The 17,512-nt window shown below is 61.7% G+C and carries 12 protein-coding genes; 2 read left to right on the top strand and 10 right to left on the bottom strand.

Annotation, left to right across the window (positions count from 1 at the left end):
* Positions 1-10 precede the first annotated feature (10 nt).
* The 5 genes from AKL25_RS01980 to AKL25_RS01960 all read right to left on the bottom strand — a co-directional run bounded on the left by AKL25_RS01980 (position 11) and on the right by AKL25_RS01960 (position 10,390).
* Positions 11-1,474, bottom strand: a complete 1,464-nt coding sequence (locus AKL25_RS01980; RefSeq protein WP_050476116.1) for an efflux transporter outer membrane subunit — start codon at positions 1,472-1,474, stop codon at positions 11-13.
* A gap of 26 nt (positions 1,475-1,500) precedes the next feature.
* On the bottom strand, positions 1,501-4,746 hold the full coding sequence (locus AKL25_RS01975; RefSeq protein WP_050475948.1) for an efflux RND transporter permease subunit: 3,246 nt from the start codon (positions 4,744-4,746) through the stop codon (positions 1,501-1,503).
* 22 nt (positions 4,747-4,768) lie between these two features.
* Complete coding sequence (locus AKL25_RS01970; protein WP_050475947.1) at positions 4,769-7,936, bottom strand: MdtB/MuxB family multidrug efflux RND transporter permease subunit; 3,168 nt, start codon at positions 7,934-7,936, stop codon at positions 4,769-4,771.
* 10 nt (positions 7,937-7,946) lie between these two features.
* The gene (locus AKL25_RS01965; RefSeq protein WP_050475946.1) at positions 7,947-9,569 is read right to left on the bottom strand and encodes an MdtA/MuxA family multidrug efflux RND transporter periplasmic adaptor subunit; all 1,623 of its coding nucleotides are present in this window, start codon (positions 9,567-9,569) and stop codon (positions 7,947-7,949) included.
* A 299-nt stretch (positions 9,570-9,868) separates the two neighbouring features.
* Entirely contained in the window at positions 9,869-10,390 is a 522-nt protein-coding gene (locus AKL25_RS01960) for a Spy/CpxP family protein refolding chaperone (protein ID WP_050475945.1), read from the bottom strand.
* A gap of 207 nt (positions 10,391-10,597) precedes the next feature.
* On the opposite strand from AKL25_RS01960, the gene AKL25_RS01955 reads away from it, so the two are divergent.
* Together AKL25_RS01955 and AKL25_RS01950 are read left to right on the top strand one after the other, a co-directional pair.
* Entirely contained in the window at positions 10,598-11,326 is a 729-nt protein-coding gene (locus AKL25_RS01955; RefSeq protein ID WP_205627196.1) for a response regulator, read from the top strand.
* Positions 11,323-12,753 carry an ATP-binding protein gene (locus AKL25_RS01950; protein ID WP_050475943.1) on the top strand — a complete coding sequence of 477 codons (1,431 nt, stop codon included), beginning with the start codon at positions 11,323-11,325 and terminating at the stop codon, positions 12,751-12,753. The genes AKL25_RS01955 and AKL25_RS01950 overlap by 4 nt, the downstream gene beginning before the upstream one ends.
* 66 nt (positions 12,754-12,819) lie before the next feature.
* On the opposite strand, the gene trpS is transcribed toward AKL25_RS01950, so the two are convergent.
* The 5 genes from trpS to AKL25_RS01925 form a co-directional block, all read right to left on the bottom strand.
* Positions 12,820-13,866 carry a tryptophan--tRNA ligase gene (trpS, locus tag AKL25_RS01945; RefSeq protein WP_050475942.1) on the bottom strand — a complete coding sequence of 349 codons (1,047 nt, stop codon included), beginning with the start codon at positions 13,864-13,866 and terminating at the stop codon, positions 12,820-12,822.
* A gap of 320 nt (positions 13,867-14,186) precedes the next feature.
* Complete coding sequence (locus AKL25_RS01940) at positions 14,187-14,750, bottom strand: glycine zipper family protein (RefSeq protein WP_050476115.1); 564 nt, start codon at positions 14,748-14,750, stop codon at positions 14,187-14,189.
* Positions 14,751-14,839: 89 nt separating this feature from the next.
* A complete protein-coding gene (locus tag AKL25_RS01935; RefSeq protein WP_050475941.1) occupies positions 14,840-15,172 on the bottom strand; it encodes a hypothetical protein in 333 nt (110 codons plus the stop codon).
* A 267-nt stretch (positions 15,173-15,439) separates the two neighbouring features.
* Positions 15,440-16,828, bottom strand: a complete 1,389-nt coding sequence (fumC, locus tag AKL25_RS01930; RefSeq protein WP_050475940.1) for a class II fumarate hydratase — start codon at positions 16,826-16,828, stop codon at positions 15,440-15,442.
* A 299-nt stretch (positions 16,829-17,127) separates the two neighbouring features.
* Positions 17,128-17,472 carry a DUF3579 domain-containing protein gene (locus AKL25_RS01925; RefSeq protein ID WP_050475939.1) on the bottom strand — a complete coding sequence of 115 codons (345 nt, stop codon included), beginning with the start codon at positions 17,470-17,472 and terminating at the stop codon, positions 17,128-17,130.
* Positions 17,473-17,512 lie beyond the last annotated feature (40 nt).

The following is a 17,512-nucleotide window of genomic DNA, read 5'->3' as shown; positions in this document are numbered from 1 at the left end:
CCTAACCGCCCTACTTGCGCACAACCGGTTGCAGGTCGTTCAGGCTTGAGTCGCTCCAGCCGCCGCCCAGAGCCTTGGCCAGCAACACGCTGGCCGCCATGCGACGATTAAGGATATCCAGCGCCGTGCGTTCAGCTGAAAATGCGGTGGCCTGTGCGGTAATCACGTTCACATAGCTGACGGTGCCGGCCTTGTATTGATTGGTCACCAGCAGCACCGCCTGACGTGCTGACAGCAGGGCTTCATTCTGTACCACGGCCTCTTGCTCCAGGATGCGCAGCGCCGCCAGGTTATCTTCCACTTCCTGGAACGCGGTCAGCACGGCCTGCTTGTACTCCGCCACGGTGCCGTCATACGAAGCGATCGCCTGATCGGTGGCAGCGCGGCGCAAGCCGCCGTCAAAAATCGATTGCGCCAGTTGCGGGCCGAGCGACCATACGCGTCCCGGCAGCGAGAACCAGTCGGCGAAACTCGAACTCTGATAGCCGCCTGACGCCGACAGTGTCAGACTCGGAAAATAGGCCGCCTTGGCCACACCGATCTTGGCGTTGGCTGCCGCCACGCGGCGTTCGGCTGCCGCCACGTCGGGACGACGCTCCAACAACATCGAAGGCAAGCCTTGCGGAATCGGCGGCGCGCTGGCTTCCAGCGGCGCCTTGGGCAGGCTAAAGGTGGACGGGGTCTTGCCCACCAACAGCGCGATCGCGTGCTCGATCTGGGCGCGCGAGACGCCATTGTCCAGCGCCGACGCCTGGGCCGAATTCAACTGGCTCTGCGCCTGGATAACGTCCGATTTGGCGACTATGCCAGCCGCATATTGGTTTTTCGTGAGCTGGTAAGAACGTTGGTAAGCCTCCACCGTCTCGTCCAGCAGCTTTTGCTGGGCATCCAGCACGCGCAGTTGCAGATAGTTTTGCGCCAGTTGCGCCTGGGCCGAGAGGCGGGTCGCCGCCAGATCTGCCGCACTGGCCTGGGCGCTGGCCTGGCTGGCTTCGACGTCGCGCCGCACCCGTCCCCAAACGTCGGCTTCCCATGAAGCATTCAGCGCAAAGGAATACGAGTTGCGCACGCCGGCATTCGTCGAAGAGGAATTGCTGGAGCTGCTGCCTGAGCGGCTACGCGTGGCAGAAGCCGAGGCGTCCAGCGTCGGCGAATAAGCCGCGCGCGAAGTTTGCACCAATGCCATGGCGCTGCGGAAATTGGCTTCGGCCAGCGCCAGGTTCTGGTTCGAAATATCGACCTGCGCGACCAGCGCATCAAGTTGCGCATCGCCGAACATTTCCCACCATTTGCCGTCGGCCGTCAGTTCGCGCGGTTGCGCAGGCTTCCAGTTCTGGCCTTCCTTGAAGACGGCCGGCGCCTCGTCCATCTTCGGTCGCACGTAGTCGGGACCGACCGAACATGCGGCAAGCGCCAGCACCACAGGGGCCAGCGAGAACATCGTCAAGGTGCGATAGTTTTTTGCGTGTGTCATTTTCATTTCTCCGTGAGCGCCGCTGCTTAAGCCGCGCCCGCATTCGTCGAGTCTGCCGAATCTGCCGAGTTTACTCGCGCCGTCTTGCGTTCGAACAAGCCCTTGCTCCACAGGCGGAAACGCTCCATGTACAAATAGACGACCGGCGTGGTGTACAGCGTCAGCATCTGGCTGACGATCAGGCCGCCGACGATCGAAATCCCCAGCGGCTGGCGCAGCTCGGCGCCGTCGCCGGTGCCCAGCGCCAGCGGTATCGCACCCAGCAGCGCCGCCATGGTGGTCATCATGATCGGACGGAAGCGCAGGCTGCACGCCTCGAAGATCGCTTCACGCGGCGACAGGCCGCGCGTACGTTCGGCCTGCAGGGCGAAGTCGATCATCATGATGGCGTTTTTCTTGACGATGCCGATCAGCAGGATCACGCCGATCAGCGCGATCAGGCTGAAGTCGGTCCCGGTCGCCAGCAAGGCCAGCAGCGCACCGACACCCGCTGACGGCAAGGTCGAAAGAATCGTGATCGGATGCACCAGGCTTTCATACAGGATGCCGAGCACGATATACACCGCCAGCAAGGCCGTGAGGATCAGCAAAGGCTGGCTGCCCATCGACGACTGGAAGGCATTGGCGGTGCCGGCAAATGCGCCGTGCACGGCCGTCGGCACACCGAGGCGCGCCAGCGTGTCGTTGATGACGTCGGTTGCCTGCGACAACGAGACGCCTTCGGCCAGGTTGAAGGAGATCGTCGAGGCAATGAACTGCCCTTCATGGCTGACGCTCAGGGCCGTCGTCGTCGGCGCAAACCGTGAGAACGAGGTCAGCGGCACCTGCTTCGATGCCGCAGTCGACAAGGTCAGCGCCAGCGACGAGTTGGAGTTGAGCTTGCCGCCCGCCGTCAGCGCCGGCGGCGTACCCAGCGCCGAGGTCGTCGGCGACAGGTTGGCGGTACTGTTGGCCAGGCTGACGTAGGTGCTGTTGAGGATTTCCGGGCTTTGCCAGTATTGCGGCGCGGCTTCCATCACCACGTGGTACTGGTTCATGCCGCTGTAGATGGTGGATATCTGACGCTGCCCGAACAGGTCGCTCAGGCTGGAATCGATCAGCTGCGGTGTGACGCCGCTGCGGATCGCCGTCTCGCGGTCTATCGTCAGCGTGGTCTGCAAACCCTTGTCCTGCTGGTCGGTGGTGACGTCCTCCAGTTGCGGCAGATTGGAGAACGCCAGGCGGATCTTGGGCTCCCAGGTGCGCAGCATCTCCAGGTCGTCCGATTGCAGCGTGAATTCGTACTGCGAGTCGCTCTGGCGCGCGCCGACGCGGATATCCTGCGCCGCCTGCAGGAACACGTTGGCCCCCGCCACATGCGCCAGCTTGCCGCGCAAACGGGCGATCACCTTGTCGGCCGATATCTTGCGCTCGGACAAAGGCTTGAGCGCAACGTACATGCTGCCGCCGTTGCGCCGCCCGCCGCCGGTGAAGGCGGTGACGTTATCCACCGCCGGATCCTGGCGCACGATCTCGATGAATTCATTGAGTTTGATGCGCATCGCCTGGAAGGAAATCGACTGGTCGCCGCGAATGCCGCCGATCAGCCGGCCGGTATCCTGTTGCGGGAAGAAGCCCTTGGGCACGATCACGTACAGGTAGACGTTGAGCGCGATGGTCGCGAACAAGATGACGATCATCAGCGGCGAGAAGCGCAGCGCCCACGCCAGCGAACGTTCATATCCGCGCAGTATGCTGTCGAACAGGCGTTCCACTGCCGTGAAGAAGCGGCCCGGCTTGCGCTCTTGCTCGCTCTCGCGTTTGAGCAGCTTGGCGCACATCATCGGTGTAGTCGTCAGCGACACCAGCAACGAGACCAGAATCGCCACCGACAGCGTCACCGCAAATTCGCGGAACAGGCGACCGACAATACCGCCCATCATCAGGATGGGGATGAACACCGCGATCAGCGAAATGCTCATCGACAAGACCGTGAAACCGACTTCGCGCGCGCCGATCAGCGCCGCCTTGACCGGCTTCATGCCCTGCTCGATATGGCGCGAGATGTTTTCCAGCACGACGATGGCGTCATCGACCACGAAACCGGTGGCGATCGTCAACGCCATCAGCGACAGGTTGTCCAGACTGTAGCCCAGCAGGTACATCACGCCGAAGGTGCCGATCAGCGACACCGGCACCGCCACGCTCGGGATCAGCGTGGCGCGCCAGTTGCGCAGGAAGATGAACACCACCATGATCACCAGCGCGATCGACATCAGCAAGGTCTTCTCGGTGTCCTTGAGCGAGGCGCGGATGGTCGGCGTGCGATCCATCATCACCTCAAGGTTGATGGCGTGCGGAATCGATGCGCGCAACTGCGGCAGCAAGGCCATGACCGAATCCACCGTCTCGATGATGTTGGCGCCCGGCTGGCGGTTGAGGATCAGCAGCACCGACGGCTTACCGTTGGCGGAACCGGCGTTGCGCACGTCGGCAACCGAATCCTTGACTTCGGCCACATCGCGCACGCGCACCGGCGCACCGTTGCGATACGAGACGATCAGCGGCGCGTACTCGGCGGCGGTCTTGGCCTGGTCGTTGGCATAGATCTGCCAGTTGCGGTCGCCGTCTTCGACGATGCCCTTGGGACGATTGGCATTGGTGGCGGCGACTGCCGTACGCACGTCGGCCGAGCCGATGCCGTACTTGTTGAGCGCAGTCGGATTCAGCTCGATCCGCACCGCCGGCTGCGAACTGCCGCCGACGCTGACCTGGCCGACGCCGCGCACCTGCGACAGCTTCTGCGCCAGGATACTGTCGGCCGCGTCGTACATCTGCCCTTGCGTCATGGTGTCGGAGGTCAGCGCCAGGATCAGGATGGGCGCATCCGCCGGATTGACCTTGCGATAGCTCGGATTGCTCGGCATGCCGGAGGGCAGCAGGTTGCGCGCCGCGTTCAACGCAGCCTGCACGTCGCGGGCGGCGCCATCGATGTCGCGCGTGAGATCGAACTGCAGCGTGATCCGGGTGGAGTTCAGCGAGCTCGACGAAGTCATCTCGGTGACGCCGGCGATGGCGCCGAGCGCCCGCTCCAGCGGCGTGGCGATGGTGGCCGCCATGGTTTCCGGGCTGGCGCCGGGCATCGAGGCGGAGACGGAAATGGTCGGATAGTCGACCTGCGGCAAGGGCGACACCGGCAACAGGCGGAACGCCACGATGCCCGCCAGCGCAATGCCGATGGTCAGCAAGGTGGTGGCGATGGGCCGTTCGATAAAGGGACGCGAAATATTCATGCTGTCTCAGCTCGTTCCGGCATCAGGCGTGCGGCGGCAAGGACGGTGCCGGTGCAGAAGGCGCATTGTCATCCCGGTCATCGAGATCGTCGGCATGGTCAAGCTTGTCCTTGCCGAAACGCTTGCGCATGCGCTTGGCCAGGCTGTCGAAGCCCAGATAGATCACCGGCGTGGTGAACAGCGTCAGCACTTGCGACACCAGCAAACCGCCTACCATCGTGATCCCCAGCGGCTGGCGCAGTTCCGAGCCGACGCCGGTGCCCAGCATCAGCGGCAAGGCGCCGAGCAAGGCCGCCATGGTCGTCATCAGGATAGGACGGAAGCGCAGCAGACACGCCTGATAAATGGCTTCGCGCGGCGACTTGCCCTCGTTGCGCTCGGCCTCGAGCGCAAAGTCGATCATCATGATCGCGTTCTTCTTGACGATGCCGATCAGCAGGATGATGCCGATGATGCCGATGATGCCGAGGTCGTTGCGCGAAATCATCAGCGACAACAGCGCCCCCACGCCCGCCGACGGCAAGGTCGACAGAATCGTGATCGGATGGATGTAGCTTTCGTACAGCACGCCGAGCACGATGTACATGGTGATGATCGCGGCCAGGATCAGCCACAGCGTATTCGACAGCGAAGCCTGGAAGGCCAGCGCCGCGCCCTGGAAGTTGGTGGCGATGCTGTCGGGCAGGTTGATCGCCTTCTCGGCAGCAGTGATGGCCTTGACGGCTTCGCCCAGCGACGAACCGGCCGCCAGGTTGAACGACACCGTCGCCGACGGGAACTGGCCGAGGTGATTGACCACCAGCGGCGCAGTGCGCTCGGTCACCTTGGCGATGCTGGCCAGCGGAATCTGGTTGCCGTTGGAGGCGACCAGGAAGATGCTGTTGAGCGCATCCGGCCCCTTCTGGAATTCCGGCTTGACCTCCATCACCACGCGGTACTGATTCGATTGCGTGTAGATGGTCGAGATCAGGCGCTGGCCGAAGGCGTTGTACAAGGCGTTGTCGATCGCGGCCGTGGTGATGCCCATGCGTGAAGCGGCGTCGCGGTCGATCTCGACATAGGCCTGCAAACCCTGATCCTGCACGTTGCTGGCGACGTCGGCCAGTTCCGGCAGCTGGCGCAGGCGCTCCACCAGCTTCGGCACCCAGGTGCTGAGTTCGGCGGAGTCGGCGTCTTCCAGCGTGAACTGGTATTGCGTGCGGCTGACGCTGTCTTCGATGGTCAGGTCCTGCACCGGCTGCATGTAGAGCGTGATGCCGGGGACTTTTTCGGCGAGCTTGGGTTGCAGGCGGCGGATGATGTCGCTGGCGCTGATGTCGCGCTCGGCATGCGGCTTGAGATTGATCAGCATGCGGCCGCTGTTGAGCGTGGCGTTGATGCCGTCGACGCCGATGAAGGACGACAGGCTGTCGACCGCGGGGTCTTCCAGCACGACTTTCGCCAGTTGCTGTTGACGCTCGGCCATGGCGCCGAACGACACCGATTGCGTCGCCTCGGAAATACCCTGGATCACGCCGGTGTCCTGCACCGGGAAGAAACCCTTGGGCACGTAGATGTACAGCACCACCGTCAGCGCCAGCGTGCCCAGCGCCACCAGCAAGGTGGAGCGCTGGCGGTTGAGCACCCATTCCAGCATCACGCCGTAGCGCGCGATGATGCGATCGAAGAAGGCGCCGCTCTTGTGATAGAACCAGCCCTGCTTTTCTTCCGGCACGTGATGCAGCAGGCGCGCGCACATCATCGGCGTGAGCGTCAGCGACACCACGGCCGAGATCAGGATCGCCACCGCCAGCGTGACGGCGAATTCGTGGAACAGCCGCCCCACCACGTCGCCCATGAACAGCAGCGGGATCAGCACGGCGATCAGCGAAAACGTCAGCGAGATGATGGTGAAGCCGATCTGCTGCGCGCCCTTCAAGGCCGCCTGCAAGGGCTCCATGCCCTCTTCGATGTAGCGCGAGATATTCTCGATCATGACGATCGCATCGTCGACCACGAAGCCGGTGGCAATCGTCAGCGCCATCAGCGTCAGGTTGTTGATCGAGAAGCCGGCCATGTACATGATGCCGAAGGTGCCCACCAGCGACAGCGGCACGGCCACGCTCGGAATGATGGTTGCCGGGATGTTGCGCAGGAAGACGAAGATCACCATCACCACCAGCACGATCGACAGCAGCAGCTCGAACTTGACGTCGTCCACCGAGGCGCGGATGGTCGTCGTACGGTCAGTGAGAATTTGCACGTCGATGGCGCCCGGCAAGCTGGATTGCAAGGTCGGCAGGATCTTCTTGATGCTGTCGACCACGGCAATCACGTTGGCGCCGGGCTGGCGCTGGATGTTGACGATGACGGCGGCGGACTCGTTGGCCCAGGCGCCGAGGCGAACGTTTTCTGCGCCGTCGACCACGTCGGCCACGTCGGATACGCGGATCGGCGCGCCGTTCTTGTAGGCGATGATGAGGTTGCGATACTCGTCGGCGGACTTCAGCTGATCGTTGGCGTCGATGGTCGAGGCGCGCGTCGGGCCGTCGAAACTGCCCTTGGCCTGGTTGACGTTGGCGTTGCCGATAGCGGTGCGGATGTCGTCCAGGTTCATGCCCAGCGAAGCGATCGCGCGCGGATTCAGTTGCATGCGCACGGCCGGACGCTGCCCGCCCGACAAGCTCACCAGACCGACGCCGGAAAGCTGCGAAATCTTTTGCGCCAGACGCGTGTCGATCAGATCCTGCACCTTCGGCAGCGGCAGGGTCTTGGAGGTCACCGCCAGCGTCAGGATAGGCGTGTCGGCCGGATTGACCTTGCTGTAGATCGGCGGCGCCGGCAAGTCCGACGGCAACAGGTTGCCGCCGGCGTTGATCGCTGCCTGCACTTCCTGTTCGGCGATGTCGAGGCTGAGGTCGAGGTTGAATTGCAGCGTGATCACCGATGCGCCGCCCGAGCTGGTCGACGACATCTGGTTGAGGCCGGGCATCTGGCCGAACTGGCGTTCCAGCGGCGCAGTGACCGAGGACGTCATCACATCCGGGCTGGCGCCGGGATACAACGTGACGACCTGGATGGTCGGGTAATCGACTTCCGGCAGCGCCGACAGCGGCAACTGCTTGTAGGCCATGATGCCGGCCAGCAGAATCGCCAGCATCAGCAGCGACGTGGCGACCGGCCGGAGAATAAACAGGCGTGAAGGATTCATGCTTCAGCCTTTATTTGTTTGCATTGGCGTTGCCTGCAGCGGGAGCTCCAGCGGTAGCGGAATCACCGCCATTGGCGCGCTGCTGGCGGCGCATTTCCATCATGCGCTGGCGACGCTGGTCTTCGGGAAGCTTCTTGATTTCTTCGCCGAATTCGCCGGCGTCGATGCGTTTGTTGATCTCGGCCCAGCGTTTTTGACGTTCTTCAGGTGTCATGTTCTGCCCGCCCTGCCCGCCTTGTTCAGCTTGCGCGGCAGGCGCACCGGCAGCAGCGGGAGCGCCTGCACCTGTGGCGCCGTCGCGCTTGTGACGGCGCGGACCGGCTTTTTCAGTCAGCTTGTTGGCCGGATCGTCGGCGCCGCCACGCATCACAGGCTCCACCTTGGCGCCTTCGCGCAGACGATCGATACCGTCGACCACCACGGTTTCGCCGGACGCCACGCCGTCTTCAATCGCAGTCACGTCGCCTTCGGTCGGGCCGGTCTTGACGTTGCGCACGGTGACGGTGTTGTCCTGCTTGACGACATAGACGAACAGCCCCTTGGAGCCGCGCTGGATCGCGGCGCTTGGAATCACCGTCGCGCCCTGGCGGGTATCAAGCAGCATGCGGATATTGACGAACTGATTCGGGAACAGCGCGAAGTCGGTATTCGGGAATTGCGCTTTGAGCTTGACGGTGCCGGTGGTTGCATCGACCTGGTTGTCGATGGTCAGCAAGGTGCCGCTGGCCAGTTTGTTTTTCTGCTCGCGGTCCCAGGCGTCGGTCGCCAGTTTTTTGCCGGCTTGCAGCTGCTTCATGACCGCCGGGATGTTGTCTTCGGGGATGCTGAAAATTGCGGTGATCGGCTGCACCTGCGTGATGATGACGATGCCGCTGGTGTCGCTGGAATGGACGATGTTGCCGATATCGACCTGGCGCAGGCCGGTGCGGCCGCTGACCGGCGCGGTCACGCGCGAATAGGTCAATTGCAGGCGCGCGCTGGCGAGGTTGCCCTGATCGGACTTGACCGTGCCTTCGTATTGCTTGACCAGCGCAGCCTGGGTGTCGACTTGCTGGCTGGCGATGGAGTCTTGCGCCAGCAACGTGCGATAACGCTTGAGGTCGAGCTGCGCAGCGTTGAGCAAGGCCTGGTCGCGCGCCAGTTGGCCTTCGGCCTGAGTGACGGCGACTTCATAAGGACGCGCATCGAGTTCCGCCAGCAGATCGCCCTGCTTGACCAGTTGGCCTTCCTTGAAATGCAGCTTCATCAACTGGCCGTCCACGCGGCTGCGCACCGTCGCGGTCGCGGTCGGCGTGACGCCGCCCAGGCCGGTCAGGTAGACGTTGACGTCCGCGGTCTTGGCCAGCGCCACGCCCACCGGCGACAAACCCGTAGTGCCGAAACCGCCCGGACCGCCGGCGCCGCGTTTGCCCCTGCCGCCGGGAGCGCCCGCACCGCCTTGCCCACCGGGACCGCCCTGTCCCTGAGCTTGCTCGGCGGTCGCCGCGCGCTTATGGCTCCAATAGGAATAACCGCCTCCGGCCAGCACGACCAGCAGGACCCAGAACCACCAGCGCCTGAGCAAGCCCGGTTTGCCGGCGGAAGAGGAGGAAGATGGCGTTTGCTTGTTATCGGGAGTTGGTGTGGTAGTCATCTTGGAAGACAGGAAACGGATAGGTTTTGATCAAGACATTTCGTGAACATCAGCGTTGCCAAGGGACACAGGCCGCGGGTGTTCACAAAATGCGCTCGGCGTCAGCTGCGGCAGCAATCCGGTCAGGAAACGACCTTCTGCAACGACGCTGGAAAAGCCAACTCTATATTATGGTGCAGAAGCATGACGATACGATGATGAAATACCGGAAATGTTCATCGCTGCATCGCAAAAACATCTGGAAAATCAAAAGGCCTTGCGCATGGGAATATGCGCAAGGCCTTGATTACAAAAGAATCTTATTTCTTCGGACCGTGATCGCCGCCTTGATCATGACCAAAACGGCCATGTTTGAAGCGGTGTTCTTCCATCTTGCGGAATTCCTGGTCGAAGGTTTTTTGCTGCTCAGGCGACAGAACGGCGTAGAACTCCTTGGTCGCGGCGATACGGTCCGTCATGCGCGCTTCCATTTTCTTCATCATGTCCAGATGACGGTCCAGGCGTTCCGGTGTGGTCAGCTTGTTCCATTCATCCTTGCTCGGACGCACCGGCGGCGTGGCCGGATGCATCGGCGTAGTCTTTTCGGTGAAGGTCTTCCAGGCGCCTTCCTGCGCGGCGGTGATCTTCAGCTTGTCATGCAAGGCTGCCTGGCGCTTGGCGCGGTGCTGCTCGAATTTGGCGATCTGGTCGGCGGTCGGCGCATGGCGTCCGGCCGGAGCGTTGCCGTCGGCCGGCGGCATCTGGGCGAACGAGGACATGGCAGTCAGACCGATACCCGCGGCGGCGACGCCGATCATCAGGCGTTTTTTCAGATTCAACATGGTGTGTTTCCTTTCGTGATAGTGCTTTCTGCACGCTTCACATTTAACGCTTGAGGTGTAACCGCGATTTTTCCCGTGTTGCTCGATTTGTATCGGTTTGTATATGGGAAAGGTCGCTTTGTTTCGCTCTATGTCTGGCGGCCGCCCTGTTATCCCAATATACAATTCAGCGTCGCCCTCTTTACAGGAATTGTCATAATGGCCGCCATGGACACAAATTCTCACATTTTGGTAGTCGACGACGACCGCGAGATCCGCACCTTGCTGGCGGAATATCTCGACGCCAATGGTTTTCGCACCCTGACGGCGACCAATGGCGCCGACATGCGCAAGGTGCTGGAAGAGTCGCGCGTCGACCTGATCGTGCTGGATCTGACCCTGCCGGGCGAAGACGGCCTCACGCTGTGCCGCAACCTGCGCTCGCAATCGAATGTGCCGGTGATCATGCTGACCGCGCGCGGCGAACCGCTGGACCGCATCCTCGGCCTGGAAATGGGCGCCGACGATTATCTCGCCAAGCCGTTTGAGCCGCGCGAGCTGTTCGCCCGTATCCGCAGCGTATTGCGCCGCACCCAGGCCCTGCCGCCCAACATGAGCCGCTCGGAAGCCAAGGCGATGCATTTTTCGGGCTGGACGCTGGATCTGACGGCGCGCCATCTGCTGAGCAACGACGGCGTCGTGGTGGCGCTGTCGGGGGCGGAGTTCCGCATGCTCAAGGTGTTCCTCGACCATCCCAACCGGATCCTCAATCGCGACCAATTGCTGGAATTGACCCAGGGCCGCGAAGCCGATCCCTTTGACCGTTCGGTCGACATCCAGATCAGCCGCCTGCGCCAGAAGCTGGGCGACGATGCGCGCACGCCCACCATCATCAAGACCATTCGCAACGAAGGCTATGTGCTGGCAACGACCGTGACCATGGAAACTCCTGAATGAAACATATCTTCAGTTCGTTTTTTAGCTCGATGGCCAACCGGGTCTTCCTGATCCTGCTGGCGGGGATTGTGGTGGCGACCGTCACCACCACCTGGCTGGCTTCCAACGAACGCCGCAATACCCTCAAGGAAATCCGCTACCAGCATGTTGCGGAGCGGGTCGAACAATTTGTGCAGGCGCTGGATGAAATCAGTCCTGAAGCGCGCCGCAACGTCTTGCAGGCGGCCGGCAGTTTCGGCTTTGAAGCGGCGATGGTCGACAGCGTCGGCGATACGGTCAGCCGCAGCGCCAGCCCGATGGTTGATATCCTGAAAGCGCGCCTGGGCGCCGACCGCCAGATCGTGGTCCAGCGCGAGAGCGACTGCACGCCGCGTCCGCCGCACAATAACTTGCCCGTGCCTGCCGGCAAGCCGCGCATGGAAACCTGCCGCGTGATCTATGTCAGCCTGCAGGACAAGGCGCTGCTGCGTCTGCGCCTGCATATCCCGGGCGAGCCGCCGACCTGGCGCGGCCGCGGCGGCGACATGGGATCGTTCAGCGGCACGCCTTACATCCTGTTGTTCCTGGTGCTGATCGCCATGCTGGCGTACGTGGTGGCGCGCATGACGGCGCGCCCGATCAAGCAACTGGCCAGCGCCGCCACCGAGCTGGGGCGCGACATCGATCACCCGCCACTGGCAGAAAAAGGTCCTACCGAAATCCGTCTGGCGGCCAAGGCATTCAACGCCATGCAGGCGCGTATCCGCCGCCAGATCCAGCATCGCACGCATATGCTGGCGGCCATCACGCACGACTTGCAAACGCCGTTGACGCGCCTGCGCCTGCGTTTGGAGAAGGTCAGCGATGGAGAGTTGCAGCAGAAGCTGATTGACGACCTCGCCGTCATGCAAGGCATGGTGCGCGAAGGACTCGATCTGGCGCGCAGCATGGATTCGTCCGAACCGATGCAGCGCCTGGATATCGACTCGCTGCTCGACAGCGTCTGCGCCGATGCGTCCGACGCCGGCCAGCAGGTTCAACTGACCGGCACCACGCGCTCCTTCATCGTTGCCCAGCCGAACGCCCTGCGTCGCTGCCTGACCAATTTGCTCGACAATGCGTTCAAGTACGGCCAGCGAGCGGATGTCACGATCGCGCTCGACGACCTGCTGCCCAACCGCGTGCTGATTTGCATCCGCGACTATGGCCCGGGCATTCCTGAAGACCAGCTGGAAGCGGTGTTCGATCCCTTCTACCGCTTGGAAACGTCGCGTTCGCGCGATACCGGCGGCACCGGCCTGGGACTGACGATTGCGCGTAATATCGCCGAAAACCACGGCGCGCTGCTGAACCTGCGTAATTATCGCAACGGCGGTCTGGAAGTGCTGCTGTCGCTGCCGCTCAGGCAGTCAGGCGGCAGAACCCGCAGCAAACCAGCTCAAAGCTGAAAAATGTGTGAATAGGCAAGCAAGTTAAGTAAGACGCGCCAGGACGGCGCGCCTTGAAAAGCCAGATCAGGAGAAGTAGTTCAGACCCAGTGCGCCGCGCACTTCGGATACAGTTTGTGCGGCAACGGCACGCGCGCGTTCGGTGCCGCGACGCAAGATCGCCTGCACTTCGCCGCGTTCCTTTTCCCATTCCTGACGGCGTGTCCGGATAGGCTCCAGCAAGACCTGCAGATGGCCATCCAGACGACGCTTGAGGACGCTGTCGCCAAGGCCGCCGCGGCGATAGTGTTGTTTCAGTTCTTCCAACGCAATGCGGTCCGGCTCGAAAGCATCGAGGAAGTCGAACACCACATTGCCTTCGACCTGCCCCGGATCGTCCACGCGCAAGTGATTCGCATCGGTGTACATGCGCTGCACGGCCTGCTTGATTTCATCAGGCGTGGCGCCGAGCGCAATCGCGTTGCCGAGCGACTTGCTCATCTTGGCCTTGCCGTCGATGCCGGGCAGGCGTCCGGTTTCTGACAACACCTCTTTGCACTCCACCAGGATGTCCTTGCCGACGACATTGTTGAAGCGGCGCACCAGTTCGTTGGTCTGCTCAATCATCGGCAACTGGTCGTTACCGACCGGCACCAGATTGGCTTTGAAGGCCGTGATGTCGGCTGCCTGGCTGACCGGATAGGTCAGGAAACCGGCCGGAATATCGCGCTCGAAGCCGCGCAGGCGGATTTCTTCCTTGATGGTGGGATTGCGTTCCAGACGCGACACCGTCACCAGATTGAGCAAGTGCATCGACAGCTCGTACAGCTCGTAGACCTGCGACTGAATGAAGATAGTGGATTTCTCAGGATCGATGCCGACGGCCAGGTAGTCGAGCGCAACTTCCAGCACGTTGTCGGTGACTTTCTGATGGCGGCCGACGTTGTCGGTCATGGCCTGGGTATCGGCCAGCAGCAGGAACTGGCTGGCTTCATGCTGCAACTGCACGCGCGACTTGAGCGAGCCGATGTAGTGGCCCAGATGCAGCGGACCGGTAGGCCGGTCGCCGGTCAATACGACAGGTTTTTTGGTCGGTGCAGAAGATTCGGACGCTGGCGAAACATTCAAAGACATGGTCACTCCGGAAATTTCGGAATGTCGCCAGTCTCATCGCCGCAAAAACAATGCCGCCAGGACTGGCGGCATCACATTAACAAAAGCTGTACTGCAAAGCTGTGCAAAAGCGGGCCACCTTGGTCAGGTGCGCCACCAATGCTGAATTTGCGTAAAGGGAATTTGTGGGATTCGGTATTGCATCGGGCGAGTATATCACCAAGACCCGCGCCTGTGCTGCATTGCAACCGGATCGAATGCGCCCTTCCGCGCCCCAAAAATAAAAACCGCATTGTAGGCGTGATGCACACAATGCGGTTTGTCCGGTCTTCCGGTCGCGATCAGTAGGCGCCAGGAGGAGGACCGTAGTAGCCCGGCGGCGGGCCGTAATATCCCGGAGGCGGCGGAGGCGCCGAATAGTAGTAGCGGCGCGGATGATAGGTGTAGACCGTGGTCTGCGCCTGGGTCTGGATCTGGTTGCCCTTGCTGTACATGCACTGGCTGTAGGTCATGTCATAGCGTTGCTGCATGGAATAATTGCCGCCCGCCGCCGCATTGCTGCCGGCCGCACTGCCGACCAGTAAACCGCCGCCGGCGCCGATGGCTGCGCCCGCTCCGGCATTGCCGGATGCCGCGCCGATCAGCGCACCGGCGACCGCGCCGATCGCCGTACCTGCGGCGGCGCTGTTGACGGTATTGTTCTGCGTCGCTTGCGCAGCGCCGCCGATGGAGTCTTGCGCATACTGCTGGCACTGCGATTGCTCGGCACGGAACTGCTCATACGATTTGCCGTTGCCCGGCATCGCCATCACGGACGGGCCGGTCGGCACGCTCACGCATCCACCCAGCGCCAGCAATACGGCGACCGCCGAAACGGCGCCTGTTGTCTTGTAAATTGGTTTCACGATGTTGTCCTCGAAAATAAAGCCCGGCAGAGGCAATGCTCATGCCGCCTGCGCTGGCACAGCGTCGCTGTGCGCACTCCTTGTTATCCTTATTGCGGCGGCGGCTGATTGCCGCCGGGGCCGTTCGGCACCACCTTCATCCAGTTGCTCGGGCAGCTTTGCACGTAGGGGTAATAGCCCTTGGATTCCTGGCAGTAGTACCAATAGTTGTCCGGTGTCGGGTTTTGCTGGACATAGACCGGCGGTGCTTGACGCTCGACATAGACTGGCGGCGGGTAATACACGGGAGGCGGGTAATAGACCGGGGGCGGAATCCAGAGCGGTCCGCCGATGTACACGCCGAAACGGGTGTGCGCAGAACTGGCGCCGCTTGCCACCATGCAACCCAGCGCAAACAGTCCCAACAAAGCTGCTTTCTTCATATTCGCCTCGAATATTTCACAGAGATCTGACGGAGACGGCACACGCCATCCCTCTGCATTCAATATACTCAAAACGGCAAGGTTTCAACGGCTTTGTTTCAATTCGTAACCCTATTTAAGAATACTGTACATGCCGCTACAAAGCCGCATACAAGCGGTTTTCCGAGGAGTGGAAACAACAACGCCGCTTACGGGAAGCGGCGTTGTCGGACAAGCGGAAAACTTTGGTAACAAGCTCAGCAAGCCAAGCCGATGTTCATTGTTTTTTTACTTCGGGCCGGTCATCTCTTCCGGCTTGATCCACAGGGCGAACTGCTCTTCGGTGACATAGCCGAGCGCCAGCGCCGCCTGTTTCAAGGTGGTGCCGTCGTGATGCGCCTGCTTGGCGATTTTGGCGGCCTTGTCGTAGCCGATATGCGGCGCCAACGCCGTCACCAGCATCAGCGAACGCTCCATCAGGTCAGCGATGCGATCGCGATTGGCCTCAATACCTTGAGCGCAATGTTCGTCGAAGCTGTCCATGCCGTCGGCCAGCAAACGCACACTTTGCAGGAAGTTATGCACGATCAGCGGCTTGAAGACATTCAGTTCGAAATTGCCGGAAGCGCCGCCGATATTGATCGCCACGTCGTTGCCGAACACCTGCGCGCACAGCATGGTGAGCGCTTCACATTGGGTAGGATTGACCTTGCCCGGCATGATGGAGCTGCCTGGTTCGTTTTCAGGAATCGTGAGTTCGCCGAGGCCGGAGCGCGGACCGGAAGCCAGCCAGCGCACGTCGTTGGCGATCTTCATCAGCGCGGCTGCCAGCGTCTTCAAGGCGCCGTGTGCAGACACCAGCGCGTCGTGGCTGGCCAGTGCAGCGAACTTGTTCGGCGCGGTCTTGAACGGGAAGCCGTAATGCGTTTCCAGCTCCGCAGCCACGCGCATGCCGAACTCCGGATGCGCATTGAGGCCGGTGCCGACCGCCGTACCGCCGGCTGCCAGCTCGCTGACGGCGTTGAGCGTGGAAATGATCGCCATTTCCGCGTGCGTCAGCTGCGCGACATAGCCGGAAAACTCCTGGCCCAGCGTCAGCGGCGTGGCGTCCTGCAGATGCGTACGGCCGATCTTGACGATGTCCTTGAATGCATCGGACTTCTTTTCCAGCGTGGCGCGCAGCTTGTGCAGCATCGGGATCAGATGCGTTGCAACGGCCATGCAGGCCGCGACATGCATGGCGGTCGGGAAGATGTCGTTGGAAGATTGGCTTTGATTGACGTCGTCATTCGGATGCACCAGGCGCTCTTCGCCGCGCACGCCGCCCAGCAGCTCCGAAGCGCGGTTGGCCAGCACTTCGTTCATGTTCATGTTGCTTTGGGTGCCGGAGCCGGTCTGCCAGATCGACAGCGGAAACTCCTGAGGATGCTTGCCGGCGATCACTTCGTCGGCGGCGGCAACGATGGCTGCGCCCTTCTTGGCGTCCAGCTTGCCGAGGCCTTGATTGACCACGGCGCAGGAGCGCTTGACTGCCGCCAGTGCGACCACCAGCTCAGCCGGCATGCGTTCGGTGGAAATGTGGAAATGATGCAGCGAGCGCTGCGTCTGTGCGCCCCACAGCCGATCGTCGGGGACCTCGATCAGGCCAAAGGTGTCACGCTCCATTCGATGTTTCATGATGCTTTTCTCCGCAAGAAATATGGTTCGACAGAACCGCTACATCTCGTACGGCTCTGGCGCACGACCACAGGCTGGCTTGAGCGATATGAGACAACTTAGAACCTGCCCGCGATCTTACTGCGAGGCCATGATCCGGCGTCGTACGGTGCTCAGAATCCTCATGTACTGAAGTACACTCCGGTTCTTGCGCTCCGGTCGCCACCGGCTGATGGCCTCTCGCTACAGATCACAGGCAGGTTGATAGAACGCATTATCTCAATTGCCTGCGATCGCAACAGCAACTGAGGTAATGCGTCCTAGGGCTTGCTGGCGTTTTTCTCGGGCACCAGGCAGGCGTCGATCACCTGCAAGCCGTTGTCCTTGGCGAAATTGAGCACGAAATGGTACGCCAGCGGGTCGAGACCGCGCAGCGCTTCATTGACGACGACTGAGCGTACGCCATTGATCATCGTAGGCAAAACGTAAGGGGAATATTGAAGGTGAGCGTTGCGTCCGCCAGTGCCTTCCGGGCGGAAACAGGACATGACGCCGCATAGTCGCTCCGCCCAGTCACTGGGGCGGAACTGTTTACCATCCTGGGTCAGACCCAGAATGATGAATTCTTGTGCCGGCGCGTTGGTGGTATTGATGGGATCAGCCATGCGTGCAATTCGTTCTCTAGCGCTTGCCACATAAATAGCT

The organism is Herbaspirillum rhizosphaerae, assembly GCF_001189965.1.
GTDB classification, from domain to species: Bacteria; Pseudomonadota; Gammaproteobacteria; order Burkholderiales; family Burkholderiaceae_D; genus Herbaspirillum; species Herbaspirillum rhizosphaerae.
The sequence above is the reverse complement of the archived record's forward strand: the minus strand, read 5'-3'. Positions and strand labels throughout refer to the sequence as shown.